The 20899-nt window shown below is 52.1% G+C and carries 20 protein-coding genes and 1 tRNA gene (1 of these 21 cut by a window edge); 15 read left to right on the top strand and 6 right to left on the bottom strand.

Features of this window, described 5'->3' with window-relative positions:
- Position 1 precedes the first annotated feature (1 nt).
- The 9 genes from MWU63_RS12455 (at position 2) to MWU63_RS12415 (ending at position 10866) form a co-directional block, all read left to right on the top strand.
- A complete protein-coding gene (locus MWU63_RS12455; protein ID WP_247078086.1) occupies positions 2-1972 on the top strand; it encodes an AMP-binding protein in 1971 nt (656 codons plus the stop codon).
- Between the two features lie 63 nt (positions 1973-2035).
- Complete coding sequence (locus tag MWU63_RS12450; RefSeq protein ID WP_213890151.1) at positions 2036-2854, top strand: ABC transporter ATP-binding protein; 819 nt, start codon at positions 2036-2038, stop codon at positions 2852-2854.
- A gap of 54 nt (positions 2855-2908) precedes the next feature.
- The gene (locus tag MWU63_RS12445) at positions 2909-3826 is read left to right on the top strand and encodes a branched-chain amino acid ABC transporter permease (protein ID WP_247078280.1); all 918 of its coding nucleotides are present in this window, start codon (positions 2909-2911) and stop codon (positions 3824-3826) included.
- 3 nt (positions 3827-3829) lie between these two features.
- Positions 3830-4906 (top strand): branched-chain amino acid ABC transporter permease, encoded by a 1077-nt coding sequence (locus tag MWU63_RS12440; RefSeq protein WP_213890150.1) that lies wholly within the window; start codon positions 3830-3832, stop codon positions 4904-4906.
- A 58-nt stretch (positions 4907-4964) separates the two neighbouring features.
- A complete protein-coding gene (locus MWU63_RS12435; RefSeq protein ID WP_213890149.1) occupies positions 4965-6263 on the top strand; it encodes an ABC transporter substrate-binding protein in 1299 nt (432 codons plus the stop codon).
- Positions 6264-6331: 68 nt separating this feature from the next.
- Positions 6332-7156, top strand: coding sequence for an ABC transporter ATP-binding protein (locus MWU63_RS12430; protein WP_213890148.1), 825 nt, complete (start codon positions 6332-6334; stop codon positions 7154-7156).
- Positions 7156-8373, top strand: coding sequence for a phenylacetate--CoA ligase family protein (locus MWU63_RS12425; RefSeq protein ID WP_213890147.1), 1218 nt, complete (start codon positions 7156-7158; stop codon positions 8371-8373). Before MWU63_RS12430 ends, MWU63_RS12425 begins: the two co-directional genes overlap by 1 nt.
- Before the next feature lie 140 nt (positions 8374-8513).
- A complete protein-coding gene (locus tag MWU63_RS12420; protein WP_247078084.1) occupies positions 8514-10139 on the top strand; it encodes a peptidoglycan-binding protein in 1626 nt (541 codons plus the stop codon).
- A gap of 106 nt (positions 10140-10245) precedes the next feature.
- A complete protein-coding gene (locus MWU63_RS12415) occupies positions 10246-10866 on the top strand; it encodes a DUF6647 family protein (RefSeq protein ID WP_213890145.1) in 621 nt (206 codons plus the stop codon).
- Positions 10867-10983: 117 nt separating this feature from the next.
- Here the strand turns inward: MWU63_RS12415 and ykgO are convergent, their stop codons facing one another.
- The gene (ykgO, locus tag MWU63_RS12410) at positions 10984-11109 is read right to left on the bottom strand and encodes a type B 50S ribosomal protein L36 (protein WP_213890144.1); all 126 of its coding nucleotides are present in this window, start codon (positions 11107-11109) and stop codon (positions 10984-10986) included.
- A 63-nt stretch (positions 11110-11172) separates the two neighbouring features.
- Positions 11173-11247, bottom strand: a tRNA-Val gene (locus tag MWU63_RS12405).
- Between the two features lie 151 nt (positions 11248-11398).
- Here MWU63_RS12405 and MWU63_RS12400 point away from each other — a divergent pair.
- Positions 11399-12259, top strand: coding sequence for an N-formylglutamate amidohydrolase (locus tag MWU63_RS12400; protein ID WP_247078082.1), 861 nt, complete (start codon positions 11399-11401; stop codon positions 12257-12259).
- A 57-nt stretch (positions 12260-12316) separates the two neighbouring features.
- On the opposite strand, the gene MWU63_RS12395 is transcribed toward MWU63_RS12400, so the two are convergent.
- Positions 12317-13573 carry a DNA polymerase IV gene (locus MWU63_RS12395; protein ID WP_213890142.1) on the bottom strand — a complete coding sequence of 419 codons (1257 nt, stop codon included), beginning with the start codon at positions 13571-13573 and terminating at the stop codon, positions 12317-12319.
- 97 nt (positions 13574-13670) lie between these two features.
- On the opposite strand from MWU63_RS12395, the gene MWU63_RS12390 reads away from it, so the two are divergent.
- Both MWU63_RS12390 and MWU63_RS12385 read left to right on the top strand, forming a co-directional pair.
- Positions 13671-14564, top strand: a complete 894-nt coding sequence (locus tag MWU63_RS12390) for an SPFH domain-containing protein (protein WP_213890141.1) — start codon at positions 13671-13673, stop codon at positions 14562-14564.
- Entirely contained in the window at positions 14561-14848 is a 288-nt protein-coding gene (locus tag MWU63_RS12385; RefSeq protein WP_247078079.1) for a hypothetical protein, read from the top strand. The genes MWU63_RS12390 and MWU63_RS12385 overlap by 4 nt, the downstream gene beginning before the upstream one ends.
- 335 nt (positions 14849-15183) lie before the next feature.
- On the opposite strand, the gene MWU63_RS12380 is transcribed toward MWU63_RS12385, so the two are convergent.
- The 3 genes from MWU63_RS12380 to MWU63_RS12370 all read right to left on the bottom strand — a co-directional run bounded on the left by MWU63_RS12380 (position 15184) and on the right by MWU63_RS12370 (position 16938).
- On the bottom strand, positions 15184-15738 hold the full coding sequence (locus tag MWU63_RS12380) for a hypothetical protein (RefSeq protein ID WP_247078077.1): 555 nt from the start codon (positions 15736-15738) through the stop codon (positions 15184-15186).
- Positions 15739-15900: 162 nt separating this feature from the next.
- Positions 15901-16596 (bottom strand): orotidine-5'-phosphate decarboxylase, encoded by a 696-nt coding sequence (gene pyrF, locus MWU63_RS12375; RefSeq protein WP_213890138.1) that lies wholly within the window; start codon positions 16594-16596, stop codon positions 15901-15903.
- Positions 16597-16650: 54 nt separating this feature from the next.
- Complete coding sequence (locus tag MWU63_RS12370) at positions 16651-16938, bottom strand: hypothetical protein (protein ID WP_213890137.1); 288 nt, start codon at positions 16936-16938, stop codon at positions 16651-16653.
- Positions 16939-17135: 197 nt separating this feature from the next.
- On the opposite strand from MWU63_RS12370, the gene clpB reads away from it, so the two are divergent.
- The 3 genes from clpB to merF all read left to right on the top strand — a co-directional run.
- Positions 17136-19751, top strand: a complete 2616-nt coding sequence (clpB, locus tag MWU63_RS12365) for an ATP-dependent chaperone ClpB (RefSeq protein ID WP_247078075.1) — start codon at positions 17136-17138, stop codon at positions 19749-19751.
- 150 nt (positions 19752-19901) lie between these two features.
- Positions 19902-20822 carry a protein-methionine-sulfoxide reductase catalytic subunit MsrP gene (msrP, locus tag MWU63_RS12360; protein ID WP_213890135.1) on the top strand — a complete coding sequence of 307 codons (921 nt, stop codon included), beginning with the start codon at positions 19902-19904 and terminating at the stop codon, positions 20820-20822.
- A 7-nt stretch (positions 20823-20829) separates the two neighbouring features.
- On the top strand, positions 20830-20899 hold the 5' end (the start) of the coding sequence (merF, locus tag MWU63_RS12355; RefSeq protein ID WP_213890134.1) for a mercury resistance system transport protein MerF. Its footprint extends 134 nt past the window's final position; 70 of the gene's 204 nt are visible here — the first part of the coding sequence; the start codon lies at positions 20830-20832; its stop codon lies off the right edge, out of view.

Genomic DNA, 20899 nt, shown 5'->3' with positions numbered 1-20899 from the left:
ATTGATTGATCGCTCAGCGGCGCCAAGCGCACTGAACTCTATTCCTGCGTTGCTTGCACGCAATGCAACGGAATTTAGCACATCGCCAGCGTATCGCGAAAAAGAATACGGTATCTGGCAAAGTTGGACCTGGGCCGAGGCAGCAGAAGAGATTGAATCCCTTGCACTGGGTTTTTTAAATCTGGGTGTTAACGAAGGCGACTACATTGCCGTTATTGGGCGCAATCGGCCTAAACTTTATTGGTCGATGGTTGCGGCGCAAATGTGTGGTGCGATCCCAGTTCCTTTGTATCAGGACGCGAATGCAGAAGAGATGGCCTATGTTTTGGGCCATTGTGGTGCGCGGTTTGTTGTTGTTGCGGACCAGGAGCAGGTCGACAAAGTGATCGAGGTGCAGGAGCAGCTTCATCAGTTCGAACATATGATCTATCTGGATCCTCGCGGATTGCGCAAATACGATCATTCCCGTTTGCATGAATATTCGCATATTCAGGCGCAAGGGCGCGCAGCGGATGATGAGTTTCGCCCCGTGTTGGAGAAGCGGCGCGCAGCACTTGATTTGGATTCAACCTGTGTGATGCTTTACACATCCGGCACGACAGGTAAGCCTAAGGGCGTGGTTCTGTCGAACCGAAACATCATTGTCACCTCGCAGCATTCGTCAGAATTTGATCATCTCAAACTTGGGGACGAGGTGCTCGCATACTTGCCGATGGCCTGGGTTGGAGATTTTATATTTTCCATTGGGCAGGCAATGTGGACAGGGTTCTGCGTAAACTGCCCCGAAAGTCCAGATACCATGATGGCCGATCTATGCGAAATCGGGCCGAGCTATTATTTTGCACCGCCGCGGATTTTCGAAACACAGCTGACAAGCGTGATGATCCGGATGGAGGATGCAGGCAAATTTAAAAAGGGTCTGTTTGACTATTTCATGGCGCTCGCTCGCAAAGTGGGCCCGGATTTGCTTGACGGGAAACCAGTTAGCCTTTGGGACCGGCTTAAATACAAGCTGGGCGAGTTCTGCATTTATGGACCGCTAAAAAACACACTCGGGTTTTCCAAGGTGCGCGTTGGGTACACTGCTGGCGAGGCGATTGGCCCGGAGATTTTTGATTTCTATCGCTCGCTGGGCATTAATCTCAAGCAGCTATACGGTCAGACAGAAGCCTCTGTTTTCATCGCTCAGCAACCTGATGGCGAAGTTCGGTCAGACACGGTGGGCGTACCGTCACCGGGAGTGGAAATTCGTCTGGAAGACAACGGAGAGATTTATTATCGGTCTGCCGGCACATTTGTTGAGTATTACAAAAACCCCGAGTCCACTGCAGACACGAAGGATGCAGAAGGATGGGTTGCAACGGGCGACGCGGGCTTCTTTGAGGAAGGTACTGGCCATCTTCGGATCATTGACCGCGCCAAAGATGTTGGCAAAATGGCCGATGGAAAGTTGTTCGCGCCGAAATATGTTGAGAACAAGCTTAAGTTTTACCCCAACATTCTGGAAGCTGTTGTTTTTGGAAGCGGGCGAGACCGCTGTGCTGCGTTTATCAATATTGACCTGACAGCCGTCGGCAACTGGGCGGAACGCAATAATATCGCCTACGCATCCTATCAGGAACTTGCCCAACATCCCGATGTGTACAAGACCATTCAGACGCACATCGAAGAGGTCAACAAATCGATTGCAGAAGACTCCATGTTATCAGGGTGTCAGATCCACAGGTTCCTGATTTTGCACAAAGAACTTGATGCTGACGATGGTGAAATGACGCGGACCAGAAAAGTGCGCCGTAAGATCGTGGAAGAAAAGTTCCATGACCTGATAACGGCACTCTATGACGGGTCGGAACGCGTTCAGACCACAACGGAAGTCACTTACGAAGACGGCCGAAAGGGGTCGATTTCAGCCAATCTAGAATTGCGCGATGTAGCGGTTGTCACGCCTCAGCAGAAAATGGCTGCGGAATGATCGGGAATACACACGCAACGGCTCTTGCGGGCTTCGGTGATAGGACTGCTTTGGAGCAGAGATATGAATGATATGAGTCAGGACGGCTACGTCACAGAAGACGGTCGCCAAATTGGCGGTGTGATGATGGAAATGAAAAACATCACACTGAAATTTGGTGGTGTGGTGGCAATCGAAGACATCAGCTTTGACATCCGTGAAGGTGAAATTCGCGCAATCATCGGGCCGAACGGTGCCGGAAAGTCGTCAATGCTAAACGTGATTTCCGGGTTTTATCATCCACAGGAAGGTGAAGTCTGGTTTCATGGGACAGAGCGCCCGGCAATGAAACCCTATGAAGTCGCGCGGCAAGGCGTGGCGCGGACCTTTCAGAACATCGCGTTGTTCGAAGGAATGACCGTGCTTGATAACGTTATGACAGGGCGTTTGACCCATATGAAATCCGGACTGCTGAGTCAGGCAATCTGGTGGGGCAAAGCGTTGCAGGAAGAAGTCAAAAACCGCGAAGTTGTTGAGAAGGTTATCGACTTTCTGGAAATTCAATCAATCCGCAAAACGCCCGTTGGACGGTTGCCGTATGGCCTGAAAAAACGGGTTGAACTGGCTCGGGCCCTTGCGGCAGAGCCAAAGCTTTTGCTGTTGGATGAACCCATGGCAGGGATGAACGTGGAGGAGAAAGAGGACATGAGCCGCTTTATCCTTGATGTAAACGATGAATTTGGCACCACCATCGCGCTGATCGAGCACGATATGGGTGTTGTGATGGATCTGTCTGACAGGGTTGTTGTGATGGACTATGGCAAAAAGATCGGCGACGGGACACCCGACGAGGTCAGGAACAATCAAGACGTGATCGACGCTTATCTTGGCGTGGCACATTAAGGGGACGAGACTTTGGAACTTTTGAATCAGCTTTTCGTGAACCCTTTCGTCGACATGGTCGCTGCACCGGATTTTCTGTTGCAGGTTTTGTGGGAAGGGCTTGTTTCAGGCGTACTCTACGCACTGATTGCGCTGGGATTTGTGCTTATTTTCCGATCTTCGCGTATTTTCAACTTTGCCCAAGGCATTATGGTTGTTTTCGCCGCGCTGACCTTGGTCGGCCTCTATGCAATGGGTATTCCTGCATGGATATCGGTTGTGCTGACGCTTGGTGTGATGTTCATGCTTGCTGTCACAATCGAACGGGTGGTTCTTCGACCTCTTGTTGGTCAGCCTGATATCATTCTCTTCATGGCAACGATCGGGATTACACTGTTCCTGATTGGCTTTGGCGAGTTGATATTCGGCGGTGAAAACAAACAGATGATCACCAGCGAGCTGGGCATTCCGACAGGCGCGTTTGAACTTAATCCATTCGGTGGCTTCCTGTTGCTTGAGCAAAAAGACATCACCGCAGTTATTGGTGCGGTGTCCCTTGTTATTGGGTTGTTGTTGTTTCTCAACAAAACACGCATGGGTCGCGCTGTTCGGGCGCTGGGCGATGACCATCAGGCAGCGCTGTCTGTTGGTATCTCGCTCCGTACGATCTGGGTGCTTGTGTGGTTTATCGCAGGCGTTATCGCATTGGTAACAGGTGTCGTCTGGGGCGCACGCGCGGGGGTTAGCTTTGCGCTTGAAGTGATTGCCTACAAGGCCTTGCCAGTTCTTATGCTTGGCGGCCTTGAAAGTATCACTGGCGCAATTATCGGCGGCTTAGCCATCGGCATCCTGGAGAAGCTGTTTGAGATTTACTGGGGTCAGCCGATCATGGGAGGCAATACCGAGACGTGGTTTGCCTTCGTTCTGGCGCTGATTGTCCTGCTGTTCCGTCCGCAAGGGCTGTTCGGCGAAAAGATTATCGAGAGGGTATAGGCAATGCTTTTCAGAACCGCAGGCCAATTCAAGACCTCTTACCTCAAAGATCAGACACTGTTTCCGGTGCGGCAGGATGCTATTCTGCTTGGCATAATCCTTGCCTTCGCCTGGGTGATCTTTCCTCTGACTGCAAGCGAGTTTACTTTTCAGACGCTGCTTATTCCGGTGCTGGTCTATTCTCTGGCTGCGTTGGGGCTTAATATTCTGACGGGTTACGCCGGCCAGCTTAGCCTAGGAACGGGCGCTTTCATGGGCGTCGGCGCCTATGCATGCTATAAAATGATAACGATCTTTCCCGAAATGAACCTGCTTGTCGCGGTGCTTATGTCCGGGTTGTTTTCCGCTTTCATCGGTGTTTTGTTTGGTTTGCCAAGCCTTCGGATCAAGGGTTTTTATCTTGCGATCGCCACTTTGGCTGCGCAGTTTTTCCTTGTCTGGCTGTTTGAAAAATGGGCGTGGCTTTACAATTACAACGCCTCCGGCGCCATTCAGGTGCCCCATGTTGAAATGCTGGGCACACCAGTTGCCGGGCCGCAGGCTGCCTCTATGACGCAGTATTATTTTGTGTTGGTTGTTGTGACTTTGATGACGATTCTGGCAATCAATCTTACGCGGGGAACGCAGGGCCGGATTTGGAAGGCAACACGCGATATGGACATCGCGGCAGAGCTGATTGGTATCAACCTTCTGAAGTCAAAGCTTACGGCCTTTGCCGTATCTTCATACATCGTCGGGGTTTCAGGGGCGTTGTTTGTTTTCCTTTGGCGGGGTGCTGCAGAGCCCAACCTGTTTGATATCCCGATCTCGTTCCGTATTTTGTTTATCGCGATTATCGGCGGATTGGGGTCAATCATGGGTAACTACATGGGCGCGATCCTTATTGTTGCCCTGCCGGTGGTGTTGAAAACGCTGCCGGAAACATTTGGCATTCCGATTTCTTCGGCTACGGTTGAACATCTGAATGTCATGGTGGTTGGCGCGCTGATCGTGTTTTTCCTGATCATTGAACCACACGGATTGGCGCGGCTTTGGACGCTGATACGTGAGAAATTTATCATCTGGCCATTCCCGCACTAGGGGCAGGCTAATAACAAAAGACAGTAACAACTGAATGACTATTAACGGGAGGAAGAAAATGAAAAAACTTACCAATCTGGCGGTTGCCTCGGCGATTGCCGTTGTAACGGCCGGGGCTGCGATGGCCGAAGGCCTGAACGTGCCAAACCTTACGTACCGGACAGGTCCTTTCGCGGCGACCGGTATTCCGCTGATGAACGGTCAGCGTGACTATATGGCAATGTTGAATGCGCGTGATGGCGGCATCGGCGGGGTCCCTATTGAGTTTAACGAGTGTGAAACAGGGTATTCCACCGAAAAGGGGGTGGAATGCTATGAGGCCACAAAAGGCGCTGCAATTGTGACTCAGCCATGGTCCACAGGTATTACCCTGCAGGTTCTGCCAAAAACCAATGTTGACCAAATTCCGATCCTTGCACCTGGCTATGGCTTCTCACCAATGGCTGACGGCCGTGTGTTCCAGTGGGCATTCAACATGCCATCATCCTACTGGGACGGCGCTTCGATGATCCTGAACGAACTTGGCGGTGGTGATCTTTCATCGCTTTCCGGCAAGAAAATCGCGTTGCTTCATCTGGACCACCCATATGGTAAAGAGCCGATCCCATTCTTTGAGGCAATGGCCGAAGCGAATGGCTTTGAGTTCCTGCCAATTCCGGTTGGTCTGAAAGAAATGCAGAACCAATCTGCACAATGGCTGCAAATTCGCCGTGAACGCCCTGACTATGTGATCATGTGGGGATGGGGCGCGATGAACGCAGGCGCAATTTCCGAAGCTGTAAAAACGCGCTATCCAATGGATCAGTTCATTGGCGTCTGGTGGTCTGGTCATGATGCTGATCTTGCAACTGTTGGCGAAGCTGGCACCGGTTACCGTTCGATCAGCTGGTCGGCACCACAGCCTGATGCACCTGTTATGGCTGACATTCGTAAGCTTGTCTTTGATGCAGGGGATTCACTTGCAGCAGAAGATGAACTTAACTCGGTCTTTTATCAGCGTGGTCTCGTAATCTCGATGATCTTGGCTGAAGGCATTAAAACAGCTCAGGAGAATTTTGACGCGGCAGAGATTGATGCGTCTCAACTGCGTTGGGGTCTGGAGAACATCAACCTGACCGACGAGCGTCTTGCAGAGCTTGGCATGACCGGCATGGTACCACCATTCGCAACCTCTTGTGCAAACCACACCGGCCATTCCGGCGGTTGGATGTTGCAGTGGGATGGTGCGCAGTTCGTACCGGCCTCAGGTCACCTGATGCCTGACAGCGAGACAATTGCCTCGCTGGAAGGCCCGGCCGCAGCCGAATACGCCGAGGCAAATGCGCCTTGGCCAGTAAACGAAGACTGCGAAGGCTAATAAAGCCTCTCTGGCCGCGACATGGATTGCGGCCAGAGTACCCAATCTTAGACAAAGAAGATAATCAGATGCTGGACTCCGTAGAGACAAAAGAAGCCCTGCTTGAGGTCAACAATATCGAGGTGATTTATAATCACGTGATCCTTGTCCTTAAGGGTGTGAGTCTTCAGGTGCCTAAAGGGGGCATCACGGCCTTGCTTGGCGGAAACGGTGCCGGCAAAACAACGACGCTCAAGGCGATCTCGAACCTGCTGCATTCTGAACGCGGCGAAGTTACCAAGGGATCAGTTTCTTACCGCGGCAAACAAGTTCAGGATCTGAACCCGGCTGAACTGGTAAAGCAAGGCGTCATTCAGGTAATGGAAGGCCGCCATTGTTTTGAGCACCTGACGGTTGAAGAAAACCTGATGACCGGCGCCTACACACGGCGCGACGGTAAGGGAGCGGTCGCCGCAGATCTTGAGATGGTTTATAATTATTTTCCGCGGCTGAAAGACCGCCGTAAAAGCCAGGCTGGCTATACATCGGGTGGGGAACAACAGATGTGCGCGATTGGCCGCGCCCTGATGAGCCGTCCCGAAACGATTTTGCTGGATGAGCCAAGCATGGGTCTTGCGCCGCAGCTTGTGGAGCAGATTTTTGAAATTGTGAAATCCGTAAACGAAGGCGAAGGCGTGACCTTCCTGCTTGCAGAGCAAAACACCAATGTGGCACTTCGTTTTGCCCACTATGGATACATCCTTGAAAGTGGCCGCGTCGTTATGGACGGCCCCGCGGCCGAACTCCGCGAAAATCCGGATGTAAAAGAATTTTATCTGGGTGTTTCGGATGAAGGTCGCAAATCATTTCGTGATGTACGGTCTTACCGGCGCCGGAAGCGGTGGCTTAGCTAATGAACAACTACGATACACTGGAAATACGCTCTGCGGACGAACGCGCTGCTGATCTGTCTGCAACTTTGCCCGCGCAAATCACGCGCGCGAAAACCGCGCCCGGGCTGAAAGTATTGCTAGGTGATGTGGATGCCGAGTCCATTACAGATGTCGCTGCGCTAAGCCGCCTTCCGGTTTTGAGAAAATCGGAGCTTGGCAAGGCACAGGCTGCGCGTCCACCTCTGGGTGGGTTAACAACACGGCCCGCTGCAGGTTTTGCCCATATCTTCCAGTCGCCGGGTCCGATCTATGAGCCGGGCGGGATAGAGCCGGACTGGTGGCGTATAGGGCGGTTCCTGCATGCCTGCGGCATTGGGACTGGCGATATCATTCATAATTGTTTCAGTTACCACCTGACTCCCGCTGGAATGATTTTTGAGAGCGGCGCACGCGCTGTCGGTGCTGCGGTGTTACCAGCGGGAACGGGCCAGACTGAATTGCAGGTGCAGGCAGCTGCGGACATCGGGACAACGGCTTATGCGGGAACACCCGATTACCTTAAAATCATTCTCGATAAAGCTGACGAAATGGGCGCTGCCCTGAGTATAACGAAAGCCGCCGTTGGCGGCGGCGCGCTATTTCCCAGCCTGCGTCAGGAATACGCTGAGCGTGGGATCACCTGCTTGCAAAACTATGCGGCAGCGGACCTTGGGAATATCGCCTACGAAAGCGCCGCGATGGAGGGAATGATTGTCGACGAAGGAGTTATCGTTGAAATTGTAACACCCGGAACAGGCACACCCGTTGCGCCAGGCGAAGTTGGCGAAGTTGTTGTCACAACTCTTAACGCTGACTATCCGCTGATCCGTTTTGCGACCGGTGATCTAAGCGCCGTCATGGAAGGGCAAAGCCCTTGTGGACGCACGAATATGCGGATCAGGGGTTGGATGGGACGTGCGGACCAAACAACCAAGATCAAGGGTATGTTCGTGCGGCCTGAACAGGTTGCGGATTTTGTTGCTCAGAACGAAGCAATCACCAAGGCGCGTATCATTGCAACGCGCGAAGGTGAAAAGGATGTCATGACCGTGCAGGTCGAAGCGAACGGTGGGAACCGTGACAGCTTTGAATCCAGCGTTGTTCAGTTTCTGAGAATGAAAGGCCGTGTCGAAGTTTTGGCACCCGGTAGTTTGCCGAACGACGGCAAGGTAATCGACGACCAGCGCCTTTATGATTGAAACCTCTTTCAGATAACGAGTTAGGTTTTAGCTGATCTAATAATGTAAGAACGAGCGTAACTCCTCAGAACCTTGCCAAAATGGGTAAGGTCGCAGAGGATATACGCCTGTTGTGTTTTTACGATTTAGCGGGGGGTTCTATGAAAACGGCTGTTTCACGGGTATTTTTTGGCGCGCTGTTTTGGTCTGCGGCGAGCATTGCAAGCGCTGAAGATGCAGCATTGCTTATAGCGAATGATGACTATTTCCGACTTGGTGACGTTCCCGAAGTTTCTGCCCTTTCAGATACGGCCGACATACTAAAGAACGATGGTTTCACTGTCTTTGCGGGCGACAACAGCAGATCGCGCGAGATGTGGAATTTGGCAATGTCATTTCGCGACGCATCGGAAGAGGCTGATCGGCTGATCGTCGTTCTTGGCGGGCACATTGTTCATTCAGAGCGTGACAGCTGGCTTTTGGGCAGTCGCACACTCTCTGCAGATGCCTTAACCGTTGGCGGCTTTGGATTGTCGGTGGGTGCTATTCTTGAGGTTCTCGGTTCCGTACCGGGTGGTGCGGTTTTGATGGTAGCTGCGTCGGACGATGAACTGGACGTTCAGGGAAACATTGAGTCTGGCTTGGGTACATTGAGTATCCCTCAGGGTATCACTGTTATTAAAGGACCCGCGCAAGAGCTAAGGCGCATCTTGAGTAGTGATCTGCTCAATCCGGAACGCTCTTTGTCAGATGTTGCGCTACGGGCCGGGTCTTCTGTTGAAGTCCTTGGATTTACGTCAAAGCGCGTTTCTTTCGCGGGTGAGACACCTGTGGCAATCCAAAATGCCGATGCAGACTATTGGGACGTTGTACGGTCGATGGGAACTCTCGAAGCTGCGCTTTCCTATTTGGACCGGTATCCCAATGGTCAGTTTCGCGACGAAGCCAATCAACTGATCACAGAGTTCCGTGAAGCACCAGTTCGTGAAGCTGAGGCGACAGAAGATGCACTTCAGCTAACGCGCCAAATGAGAATAGATATCCAGCGCTCGCTCTCGACGCTTGGTTTTGACCCGCGTGGCGTGGATGGAATTTTCGGTCGCGGTACGCGCGCTGCGATTATGGCCTGGCAAAAAGACAATGGTTTTGATGAAACCGGATATCTCACGGGTAACCAAATCGGTATTCTACGTGCGGCAGCAACCCGCCGTGCGGCTGAATTTGAAGAAGAAGAACGTCAGCGTCAGTTAGAGGTGGAACGTCAGGATCGCGCTTACTGGGACGCAACTGGGCGTTCTGGTGAAGAAGCGGACTTACGTGTGTATCTTGAGCGTTACCCTGACGGTGTGTTCTCCGATATTGCGAAAAGCCGCTTGGCGGTTTTTAACGAAGAACGCCGAAGTGTAGAAGAAGCTGAAGAACGCGCAATATGGGATAATGTCGTCACGACAAACACAGCGGAAGCATATCGGGGTTATCTGGAAGACTATCCTGACGGACTATTCTCTGCAGATGCCCGCGCACGTCTGGAAGCTCTGGAAGGTGGTCCGGCATCAGAGGCTGAAATTGCAGCCGCGCGTGCAGAAGAGCGCCGTGTTGCGAATAGTTCTATCACACGGCTGTTGATTGAAAGGCGGTTGGCGTTCTTGGGTTTGGAGCCGGGTGTTGTGAATGGGCAGTTCGACAGGAACACGCGCCGTGCAATCCGTAGGTTCCAGCGCGCGCAGGACCTTGCCGTGACAGGTTTTGTTACGCAGCAAACTTTGGTGCGGTTGCTCGTCCGTTAGAGTTCATACCAAAATCAAACCCCTGATTGACAGGCGTCAGCATACCTGCGTTCTGATTTGATAGTTTGCTAGAGAATTAATTGGCGAGAGTTGTATGTGTTGCTGCGTGAAAAGTAAGTTTTTCAGTTTCTGGTTCCTTCTTCTTTTAAGCTTTGCTGTCATTTGGGTGGCGATCTCAAGCGGCGCATTCGCGATCACGGAGGAAATTCAAAGCACCGAAACAGACTGCGAAATTGAGCCAATTCCTGGGGCTGAAGATGCCACCGACCAAGCTTTTGAACCGGAAGCTTTGGCTTTTGAAAACTCGAGGGAAGTAGTCCGGGATTTGATCGAATGGATTGGCCAGAATACGAACTATGACATCGAACGCAGTCTAACGAACCCGCCAAGCGTTTCATTTTGTGACACGGGTGAGACGATAGAATACGAAGCAATGGAAATTGTTGTGGACGCACAGTTAAGAGCGGCCTATGACGCGAAAATCAGGCATGTTTTTCTTGTCAGACCATGGGACGCGTCCGACACAATGGATCAATCGCGTTTGCTTCACGAGTTGATCCACGATGTTCAATATTTGAACCGAGGCTGGAATTGCCTTCAGGAGCCCGAGTGGGAAGCATATAAGCTTCAGGAAATGTGGCTCGCTCAGAATGGGTTGGACGCAAATTTCGACTGGTTGCAAATCTTTTTTGCGTCCAGATGCCCGCGCGATATTCACCCCGGCTGAATCAAAGTTTTCCCAAAGGCATGTTTTGGCCAGTAAACTTTGCCGTTGCGTTCTGGAAAACAGAAAAAGCCGCAAGGAAACACCCGGCGGCTTTTTCTTATTAAAACTTCGCAGGTCTCAGCCCTGGCGGGCTTTGAACCTTGGCTGTGTTTTGTTGATCACATAAACACGGCCTTTACGACGCACAATGCGGCAGTCGCGATGCCGGCCCTTGAGCGAGCGGAGCGAGTTTTTGACCTTCATGGCCTTCTCCTCATGTCGCGGCGCGCGTGCGCCCGGTTAAAATTCATCCCCTTTCGGGGCAGATGGTGGGCACTACTGGGATTGAACCAGTGACCCCTTCGATGTCAACGAAGTGCTCTCCCGCTGAGCTAAGCGCCCATCTGTCGAACACAGGCCCCACCTGTCCCAAATAAAAGGGACGCGGGTGGGTCCGCGTCTGTTCGGTGGTCTATAAAAGGAGTCGAACTGGGGATCAAGGGCTTTTGGTAACTTGGGAAATGCGGTTATGTATGTTGTAAGAGGATAACAGATGACAAAGTTACCATATCAACTCGCCATGCCGGTGGACCACAGTTCAAGCGTGATTTTCGCGTCACCTCATAGTGGGCGAATCTACCCTGCTTCATTCTTGCGCAGCTCGGTCTTGGATGAACGGATCATTCGCACATCCGAAGATGCGTTTGTTGACTTGTTGTTTGAAGAAGTCCCCAAATTCGGTAGCCCTTTGTTGTCTGCATCCGTACCGCGGGCTTATCTGGATCTTAATCGGAACGCTGATGAACTGGATGCGGCCCTTATCGAAGATATGGAAACGAAAATTCACAATCCTCGCGTGGCGTCGGGTCTTGGCGTTGTTCCGCGTGTTGTCGCGAATGGCCGTGGAATCTATCGGGGAAAAATTTCACTCAAAGAAGCACACAAGCGAATCAGTGAAGTCTGGCGACCGTATCACGACTGTTTGCAGAGCCTCATGAAGCAAAACATAAGTGAGTTTGGCGAGTCGATTCTGATTGACTGTCACTCAATGCCACACGAGGCGATTGAAAGTATTCATCATGCGGGCAAACCTCACCCCGATGTTGTTCTGGGTGATCGTTTCGGCGTTGCCGCAAATTCCGATTTTGTTGACCGGACCGAAGCCGCATTTTCAAAGGCGGGTCTGCGTGTAGCACGTAACTCGCCCTTTGCCGGAGCATTTATCGTTCAGCACTATGGAAGGCCTTCGCGCAATCAACACGCAGTGCAAATCGAAATTGATCGCTCTCTATACATGAATGAAAAGATGATCCGCCCCAATGGAAACTTCATAGCCTTCCGTAAACTGATGAGCCAGGTTGCCGCAGACATTATTGATACCGGGCGAAGAAAAGTATCGCTCGCGGCAGAGTAAACGCGCTTTCTTTTTCCTGAAAATATCCCCGCCGGAGGCAAGAAGTTAACGAAGGCATCAGCGCAATGCTCGACCCTTTAAAATCGCGTCAGTGCCAAATTTTTTTCGAATTTTGTCTGAAGCCCGTTCAATTTCGACGCGTTTTTCCGCCTCTGGATCCAGCAGGTCGCCTGATATGTCTGCACCTTCTTCAGCGACCAGATCGCTGATACCGACGCCAATCAGCCTGTAGGGGCCCTTATCCCCAACCTGATCAAACAATGCGCGCGCTGTACGGTAAATGCGGTCGGCGATCTGCGTTGCATCTTGCAGGCTGACACGGCGTGTTAACGTCGAAAAATTTGCCTGTTTTAGTTTTAGCGTAACAACGCGGCCAGCAAGGTGGCGCGCCTTGGCGCGATCCGCAACTTTCTCTGCGAGCCGCCATATATAGCCATCAAGCAGGTCTGTGTTTGCCGTATCTTCAAAAAAGGTTGTTTCCTTGGATATGCTTTTTATTGGGGCATTTGCCGAGACCCGCCGGTAATCTTCACCGCGGGCAAGATGCCACAGGCGATCACCCATTGAACCGAATCTTTGGCAAAGATCTTCGCGGTTCCATCTCAGAAGGTCTGTAAAGGTACGGATGCCGACCTTTTCAAGCGAAACTTGGCCAGCCGGGCCAATTCCCCAAATCATTCGGACAGGCTTGCCCGCCAAAAAGGCGGGCGTTTCCTGTTTGCCAATCACGGAAAAACCCTGGGGTTTGTCAAGGTCGGAGGCAACTTTTGCAAGAAACTTATTGTGCGAAAGACCAATTGACCCTGTTAGACCAAGCTCGTCCATCATCCGTTTCACAAGACTGGCAAGCATGACAGCGGGGGGAGAACCATGCAGTTTTTCAGTGCCTCTCAGGTCAAGGAATGCTTCGTCCAGCGATAACGGTTCGATTGAGGGCGTGAGTTCGTCCATCATCGCCCGAATAGCGCGCGATGCATCAACATAAGCCGACATTCTTGGGGGAACGACAATTGCTTCGGGGCATAGTTTTAATGCCTGAAACATCGGCATCGCAGAACGAACACCCTTGATGCGGGCGATGTAACACGCCGTAGAAACAACACCGCGTTTGCCGCCACCGATGATAACGGGTTTGTCGCGCAAATCCGGGTTGTCGCGTTTTTCGACCGACGCATAGAAAGCATCGCAGTCCATATGCGCAATTGAGAGCGAAAAAAGTTCCGGATGTTCAAGCATTCTGGGGCTGCGGCAATTCGGGCAGCGTGGCGCGGATTCTTGAAACACCGCCAGGCAATTTCGACACAAAGCAGGCATGGCGGCAAAATAGGTTGCAAATCAGCGATACACAATCCATTCAAGTATCAGAACCAGCTTTCTGACCGATATTACGAAATAGAAACTCGAGGATAAGATGAACGCTCAAGACTTTCTAATGGATTTTCTGAACGGCAACCTTGTAGTGCTATTACTGGCTGCCTTTATCATCCTCTGTATCCTTCTTGGCGTACGTATCGTACCGCAGTCAGATAAGTTTGTGGTTGAACGGTTTGGGCGGTTGCATGCGGTTCTTGGGCCTGGGATCAACTTTATCGTGCCATTCCTGGACAGGGTACGTCACAAGATTTCCATTCTGGAACGTCAATTGCCAACCGCAAGTCAGGATGCAATTACATCTGACAACGTTCTGGTGCAGGTCGATACCTCAGTGTTCTACCGGATCACCGAGCCGGAAAAGACGGTTTACCGTATACGCGATGTCGACGCCGCAATTGCCACGACTGTCGCGGGTATTGTGCGTTCGGAAATTGGTGCGCTCGAACTTGATGAAGTCCAGACAAACCGCAACCAGCTAACCAGCCGTATTAAACTGGCGGTAGAGGCGGTCGTTGATGACTGGGGGATCGAGGTCACACGGGCAGAACTGCTTGACGTCAATCTGGATCAGGCGACCCGCAATGCAATGCTGCAGCAATTGAATGCCGAACGCGCAAGGCGTGCGCAGGTTACTGAAGCAGAGGGTACAAAACGTGCGGTCGAATTGAACGCCGATGCAGAACTATATTCAGCGGAACAAGCTGCAAAAGCACGCAGGGTTCAGGCAGATGCCGAAGCCTATGCAACGCAGGTGGTTGCGCTGGCGATTAAGGAAAACGGTATCGAAGCCGCGCAGTATCAAGTGGCTCTGAAACAGGTTGAGGCGCTGGTCGCCGTTGGCAAAGGTGAAGGCAAGCAGACCATCCTGTTACCCGCACACGCGCTTGATGCGTTCTCAGACGCTTTTGGCTTACTTAAAGGTGCGAAATGATCTGGACTGTCTGGTGGGTTTGGCTTTCAGCAGCGCTGGTTCTGGCAATCCTTGAGGTGCTGGCACCCGGCTTTATTCTGATCGGCTTTGCGGTTGGGGCGGCGGTTGTCGGAATTTTCCTGGTGATCGGTGGGCCGTTGAGTGCGTTGTTGATGGATTCTCTTCCTGCAACATTGTTGTTGTTTGCGGTCAGTTCGCTTGTCGCTTGGTATGTGCTGCGCCGTGTTGTTGGTGTGCGTAAAAGCCAGGTGAAATCCTGGGACGACAAAGACGTCAACGACTAGGTTTAGGTTTTACAGCTACTAAGCAATCATTAAAGTTACGGACCACACCGAACCGAAGCGCCGCGCCCGAACCGAGGGAAAGGCGAGAAGCGCCCGCCCCGTGGAGGCGGTTCGACCGCTGCCCGTGCAACGCGCGGGCATTTGGGTGAGAGTTGTTTTGAAGATAGTCACGTCCGACGTTTTGGTTGTCAAACGCTGTGAACCGACAAAATGTTAGAAGTCGGTTAGGTGGGGCGAAGCGTGAGTTCGTTTAGGTTAGGCCAACGTCAGCTTTCTGGAAAGTATGACGAATTGCTGCTCGTCTTTCCGACTGGGGTTTTGAAATCTGTCGGCTGTTAGTAGTCAATTGTCTTACAGACTAAGATGGAAGTTCGTGCTGAGAAATAATCCTGCTCGAATGGAATTTCCACTCCGAGGGCTGCTGGTACATTTTCCTCGCAAACGCGCAACATGCTTCGATCCATATCTACGGTTCCATTGAATATTGGCATACCCCGCGTCTCGGGTGCGGGTACTTCCCATACGACGTTTTCGTTGACGGTAATTCGGAACCCAGTTTGCTCACAGAGACCGCACCAACCACTGATCGTCGGAGCGCGATAGTTTGCTGTTTCAAAGGCCACTCTATTGCCATCGATCAAGTATGAAGCAGGTTCCTTGTTCAGGCTGTGAAGGCCTTTTGGTGCGTCATCGTTCGATGTTTGTGAGTAAAGCTGCCCGCCGCCCACTTCTGTCCAGAAAACCCTCACGAAGAAGTGCTCACTGTAGCTGAAACCATCGAGGTCATAGCAGTGTGCCATTACCACAGAACGCCACTGATCTGCGTAAGCTGGTAAAAGCGACGTCATCTGGAGTAATGACGCCAGAACAAATGATCTGAAGCCGAACATGTCGAATTATCCCTTAAGAAACTTATCTTAATTAGCCCCACTCAAAATAGTTTGTCAAAGAAAGCAGCCATTAATGCAAGGTGTAGCATCGGTAACTATGGGCTCATAGCAGATGTTACAGAGTTTAGGGAATGTAGGTTCTGACCCGGACAAGTTACCCGCTCAAGCAGACGCAAGCTCGGCCAAGATAGCTTGTGCAGCTCCGCGCGGGTCGGGGGACTGCCAGACGGGGCGGCCGACAACGATATGATCGACACCATCTCGTATCGCTTGCGCTGGTGTCGCGACTCTCTTTTGGTCACCCAATGCTGCCCCTGCAGGACGTACACCTGGGGTCACGATGAGCCGTCCTTTGGATTCTGGCAGTGCGCGTATTTGCGCCGCTTCCTGGGGCGATGCGATCACACCGTCAGCCCCAGCTTCAAACGCGCGTGCCGCGCGTTCCAGCACCAGATCCTGAACTTCGCCTGATTTGATCAGACTGTCATCAAGATCGCCCCGATCCAGAGATGTCAGAATAGTCACAGCGAGGATTTTAAGGTCTTTTCCGCGGGCGCCTTCCTTGGCCGCCCGCACCACATGCGGGTCACCGTGTACGGTCAGAAAATCAAGATCAAATTGCGCAAGTCCGCGAACGGCAGCTTCTACTGTGGCACCAATATCGAAAAGCTTCATATCAAGGAAGATACGCTTACCATGTTCTTCCTTAAGTTCGTTCGCAAGCGCCAGCCCGCCACCCGTCAGCATGCCAAGCCCGATTTTGTAGAACGACACCGCGTCCCCTAGCGTTTCCGCAAGGGTAAGTCCTTCGAGTGCGTTGGGAACATCTAGGGCAACTATCAGGCGGTCATCTGGCATTGGGGGCTCCTTTTTTTCAGGCCCCTCATACGCGCAGATTACAAAGGCAGCAAGCTATGCCAATTCAACCGGATACTTCTTGGCAAAGGTAATTTTACCACGCCCGCTGCGCAATTCGGGCATACGCATGGCCTGACGCTTTGCGTCATCAATCATTGCGGCTTCGATCCTTGGCGCTGCGTATTCGCGTGTTGTGATTTCCGTAAAACTGTACGGTGGATTAACGGCGCAGAAAAAACTGCTTCTTTGACCAGAGTCCTGTTCGAAAATTACACAGCCAACATAACGAGATTGAGCCTGATCAAAGCGACAATCTTCAATGATGATATCAAGTACATGCATGGCGTGCCCCGCTGTTTGTTTCGATTTGAATAAACCGCGAATAAGGCACGGGCAAGGAAAGGACGTGGCAAGAGTTTCTCAAAGCTCAAAGGTCTTGAAGATGAGAGAAAAGAGAACCACATAATGTTCAAGGTCCGGAAAGAATGTGCCGCCAAGCGGGCATTTTTGAGGGGACGCTTATATAAAGGAGAGTACCGATGAACATGGAGAAGTTCACGGAGCGGTCACGTGGGTTTTTACAGGCTGCACAGACTATTGCGACACGGGAAAGCCACCAGAGGCTTGGCCCGGAACATTTACTAAAAGCATTGATGGATGACGATCAGGGGCTTGCAAGCAACCTGATCAAACGTGCTGGCGGCGCGCCGGAACGCGTGGTCGAAGCGCTTGAAGCTTCGTTGGCCAAGATGCCAAAGGTTACCGGTGATGCAGGGCAGGTGTATCTTGATACGCAGACCGCCAAGGTGTTGGACGAGGCCGAGAAAATTGCGACCAAAGCCGGTGACAGTTTTGTCCCTGTCGAACGCATTTTGATGGCGCTTGCGATGGTTAAATCCAAAGCCAAGGATGCCTTGGAAGCGGGTGCCGTTTCAGCGCAAAAGCTGAACGAAGCAATCAACGATATCCGCAAAGGACGTACTGCTGATACGGCCAGTGCTGAAGAAGGGTACGATGCGCTGAAGAAATACGCGCGTGATCTGACGGAAGCCGCCGAAGAAGGCAAGATTGACCCGATTATCGGACGGGACGAGGAAATTCGCCGGACGATGCAGGTGCTTTCCCGCCGGACCAAGAACAACCCGGTTCTGATTGGTGAGCCGGGCGTAGGTAAAACGGCGATCGCCGAAGGCCTCGCACTGCGGATCGTGAACGGTGACGTTCCTGAAAGCCTGAAGAACAAAAAGCTCCTTGCACTTGACATGGGGTCCTTGATTGCCGGCGCGAAATACCGCGGTGAGTTCGAAGAACGCTTGAAAGCGGTTCTGAGCGAAGTAACTTCGGCTGCGGGTGAAATCATCCTGTTTATCGACGAGATGCACACACTGGTTGGCGCCGGTAAGGCGGACGGGGCGATGGATGCCTCGAACCTGCTGAAACCTGCGTTGGCGCGGGGTGAGCTACACTGTGTGGGCGCAACCACGCTGGATGAATACCGTAAGTATGTTGAAAAAGATGCTGCCCTTGCGCGGCGGTTTCAGCCTGTATTGGTTGTTGAGCCAACGGTCGAGGATACAATCTCTATCCTGCGCGGTATCAAGGAAAAATACGAACTACACCATGGTGTGCGTATTTCCGATAGTGCGCTTGTTTCGGCGGCAACGCTCAGCCACCGCTATATCACGGATCGGTTCTTGCCAGATAAAGCGATTGACCTGATGGATGAGGCCGCGTCGCGTTTGCGTATGGAAGTGGACAGCAAACCAGAGGAACTGGACACGCTGGACCGTGAAATCATGCAAAAGCAGATCGAAGCTGAGGCGTTGAAGAAAGAAGACGATACAGCGTCAAAAGATCGCCTGGAAACACTGCAAAAAGAACTGTCTGAACTGCAGGAACGCTCCAGCGAGATGACGGCACAATGGCAGGGTGAGCGAGACAAGCTTGCCAATGCGCGTGACATGAAAGAGCAACTGGATCGTGCACGCATTGAGCTTGATCACGCCAAACGCGAAGGCGACCTCGGCAAAGCGGGTGAGCTGTCTTATGGCATCATCCCAGAGCTCGAGAAAAAGCTTGCAGAGACGGAAAGCCGTGAAGATGACGTCATGGTTTCTGAAGCCGTTCGTCCGGAGCAAATTGCCAGTGTGGTTGAGCGTTGGACAGGTATTCCAACCTCTAAAATGCTGGAAGGCGAACGCGAAAAACTGCTGCGTATGGAAGAGGAGATCGGCAAACGCGTGATCGGCCAGAAGCAAGCGGTTAAGGCTGTTGCAAATGCAGTACGCCGTGCACGCGCAGGGCTGAATGATGAGTCGCGCCCACTTGGCAGCTTCCTGTTCCTTGGGCCGACAGGTGTTGGTAAGACCGAACTGACCAAAGCCGTCGCAGAATATCTGTTCGACGACGACAGCGCTATGGTGCGGATCGACATGTCGGAGTTTATGGAAAAACACGCGGTCGCCCGCCTGATTGGCGCGCCTCCCGGCTATGTTGGCTATGACGAAGGCGGCGTGCTGACCGAAGCGGTTCGGCGCAGGCCATATCAGGTTGTTTTGTTCGACGAAGTCGAAAAGGCGCATCCTGATGTGTTTAATGTTCTTCTTCAGGTGCTTGACGACGGCGTTCTGACTGACGGGCATGGGCGGACTGTTGACTTCAAACAGACGCTGATTGTTCTGACGTCAAACCTTGGGGCACAGGCGTTGAGCCAGTTGCCCGAAGGATCGAGCGCAAGCGAGGCCAAGCGTGACGTTATGGATGCGGTCCGGGCACATTTCCGGCCAGAGTTCCTGAACCGTCTGGACGAAACCATCATATTTGACCGTCTCTCGCGTGATGACATGGACGGGATTGTTTCAATCCAGTTGGGTCTTCTTTCAAAACGTCTTGCGGCGCGCAAGATCATACTCGAAATGGATGACAGCGCTAAGACATGGCTGGCAGATGAAGGTTATGATCCGGTGTTTGGTGCCCGACCGCTCAAGCGGGTGATCCAGCGCTCCTTGCAGGATAGGCTTGCTGAAATGCTTCTGGCAGGCGAGGTTCTGGATGGTGATACCATTCCGGTTAGTGCCGGGGCCGATGGTCTGATCGTTGGTGACAGAGTGTCATCATCAGACCGTAAGCCACCAGAGGATGCGGTCCTGCATTAAACCTATGTATAGCAAAAGTGAAAATCCCGCCCGGTTTTGGGCGGGATTTTTTTTACGTTACAATTTCCAAACAGTTTCGTGAGATAAGTTGGTTTGGCTTTTAAGGTGAAGGGTTTTAGGCGATTGTTAACCAAATGTTAGGAGACCGGCATGCGCTATACCCCTGATCTGAAATGGTCCGACGTGACCCCAAAAGCAAATTTCCTCAATCGCCGTCAGCTTATGGCGGGGGCTGGGGCGTTGGCGCTCGGCTCCATTGCAGGGCCGGCGCTGGCCAGCATCCAGACTGCGCCAAGCTCTTATTCCACTGATGAGGAGCCCAACAGTTATGAAGATGCGACAAGCTACAACAACTTTTACGAATTCGGGACCGGCAAGGGGGACCCGGCGCGCTACTCTGACAATCTGACTACAGATCCATGGAGTGTTAAGATTGATGGGTTGGTTGACCGGCCCGGAGATTACGATCTCGCTGATCTGACATCTGGCGTCACTATGGAAGAGCGTATCTACCGGTTCCGTTGCGTCGAAGCCTGGGCAATGGTCATTCCATGGGTCGGCTTTGAGCTTAGTCAAATACTGAGCCGTGTGGGTGTGCAATCTTCGGCAAAATACGTTTCCTTCGAAACATTAGTGCGGCCCGAGGAAATGCCGGGACAAAGATATAACACGTTGGATTGGCCGTACCGCGAAGGCTTGCGCCTTGATGAGGCTATGCATCCGCTCACAATCATGGCGACAGGGCTTTATGGTGAAGAGCTGCCAAATCAAAATGGCGCCCCGCTTCGTTTGGTTGTTCCTTGGAAATACGGGTTCAAATCAATTAAGTCGATTGTCCGTATCACACTTACTTCGGAACAACCTGAAACAAGCTGGAATATGGCAAACCCCCGCGAATATGGTTTCTATTGTAACGTAAATCCGGAAGTGGATCATCCACGCTGGAGCCAGGCAACAGAACGCCGGATCGGCGGCTTCATCGCCAAACGTCAGCCGACCCTCATGATGAACGGCTATGCAGATCAGGTTGGGTCGCTTTATGCTGGCATGGACCTCGCCAAAGATTTTTAGGAAGGCAATGCAAAGTAAAAAATTAGCAAAGATCGGTGCGATTGGAACAGTTATCGTGGCGCTTTGCTGCTTCACTC

The sequence above is a fragment of the Pseudohalocynthiibacter sp. F2068 genome, from assembly GCF_023015645.1.
GTDB lineage: Bacteria > Pseudomonadota > Alphaproteobacteria > Rhodobacterales > Rhodobacteraceae > Pseudohalocynthiibacter > Pseudohalocynthiibacter aestuariivivens.
This window is presented reverse-complemented; position numbering and strand designations above follow the sequence as displayed.